Source organism: Kineococcus glutinatus, assembly GCF_039542765.1.
GTDB classification, from domain to species: domain Bacteria; phylum Actinomycetota; class Actinomycetes; order Actinomycetales; family Kineococcaceae; genus Kineococcus_A; species Kineococcus_A glutinatus.
Genome location: NZ_BAABIL010000238.1, coordinates 1 through 1,370, shown reverse-complemented (window position 1 = coordinate 1,370; position 1,370 = coordinate 1). Strand labels below are relative to the sequence as shown.

At 76.2% G+C, this 1,370-nt stretch carries 1 protein-coding gene and 2 pseudogenes; all 3 read left to right on the top strand.

Annotated features, from left to right (window positions below):
• A pseudogene (locus ABEB16_RS09980) lies at window positions 1-189 on the top strand (AzlD domain-containing protein); the annotation flags it as partial.
• A gap of 98 nt (window positions 190-287) precedes the next feature.
• Window positions 288-1,184, top strand: coding sequence for an ABC transporter ATP-binding protein (locus ABEB16_RS09975; RefSeq protein WP_345712105.1), 897 nt, complete (start codon window positions 288-290; stop codon window positions 1,182-1,184).
• A pseudogene (locus ABEB16_RS09970) lies at window positions 1,181-1,370 on the top strand (ABC transporter permease); the annotation flags it as partial. The gene ABEB16_RS09975 and the pseudogene ABEB16_RS09970, both read left to right, overlap by 4 nt.

Sequence of the window (1,370 nt, the reverse complement as noted above, 5' to 3'; positions counted from 1 at the left end):
ACCGTGGGGTTGCTCGCCGCGCTGGTGGCCGTGCAGACCGTCGGCGGCACCGGCGCCGTCGTCCTCGACGCGCGGGTGGCGGCGCTGGTGGCGGCCGCGGTGGCGCTGCTGCTGCGCGCCCCGTTCGTCGTCGTGGTGCTGGTCGGTGCCGCGGTGGCGGCGGCCTGCCGCGCGCTGGGCTGGGGCTGAGGCCCGCCCGAGGACCTCACCGCGGGTAGCCCCTCCGTTCCCCGTCGATGCGCCGAACGGGGGAGGTGCGGGTCCGGCGGCGCTCATAGGCTCCGGCCATGTTGATCGTGGATTCCGTGACGAGGCGGTTCGGGGACCGCCTGGCCCTGGACGGGGTGAGCCTGAGCGTGCCCGCCGGTCGCGTCGTCGGCTTCGTCGGTGCCAACGGCGCCGGCAAGACGACGACGATGCGGATCGTGCTGGGCGTGCTGGCGCAGGACTCCGGCACCGTCACGTGGCGCGGCGCGGTGCCGGACCTCGCGGTGCGCCGCCGCTTCGGCTACATGCCGGAGGAGCGCGGCCTCTACCCCAAGGGCCAGCTCGCCGAGCAGCTCGTCTACCTCGCCCGGCTGCACGGCGTGGACCGGCGCACCGCCCAGCTGCGCACCGGGGAGCTGCTGGAGCGGCTGGGGCTGGCGGCGCGGGCGAAGGAGCAGCTGGAGTCCCTGTCGCTGGGCAACCAGCAGCGGGTGCAGATCGCGGCGGCGCTGGTGCACGACCCGGAGCTGCTCGTCCTCGACGAGCCCTTCAGCGGGCTGGACCCGATCGCGGTGGACGCGATGGCGCAGCTGCTGCGCGAGCGGGCGGCGGCGGGTGTCGGCGTCCTCTTCTCCAGCCACCAGCTGGACCTGGTGGACCGGCTGTGCGACGAGCTCGTGGTGCTGCACTCGGGGCGGGTGGTGGCGGCCGGGGAGCCGGAGCAGCTGCGCCGGGCCGGTGCCCGCTCCCGCTTCACCCTGGACGTCGGTGCGCCGCTGGCCCCGGACGGCGACTGGCTGGGGCGGGTGCCGGGGGTGCGGGTGGTGTCGGTGGCGGGTTCGCGCGCCGTCGTGGAGCTGGCCGACCCCGACCGCGGTCAGGAGCTGCTCGCCGAGGCGCTGCGGCGGGGACCGGTGCTGGAGTTCGTCCCGCAGGTGCCCACGCTCAGCGAGCTGTTCACGGAGGTGGCCCGGTGAGCGCGCCCACGACCGCGCCGGCGGGCGCGCCGGCGGTGGCGCCCGTGCGGGGGCTGTGGCGGCTGGTCGCGCAGCGGGAGATGGCGGTGCGGCTGCGCGACAAGGGTTTCGTGGTCTCCACGGTGCTGCTGCTGGTGATCGTGCTGGCGTCGATGTTCCTGCCGGCCCTGCTGGACGGCGGCCCGG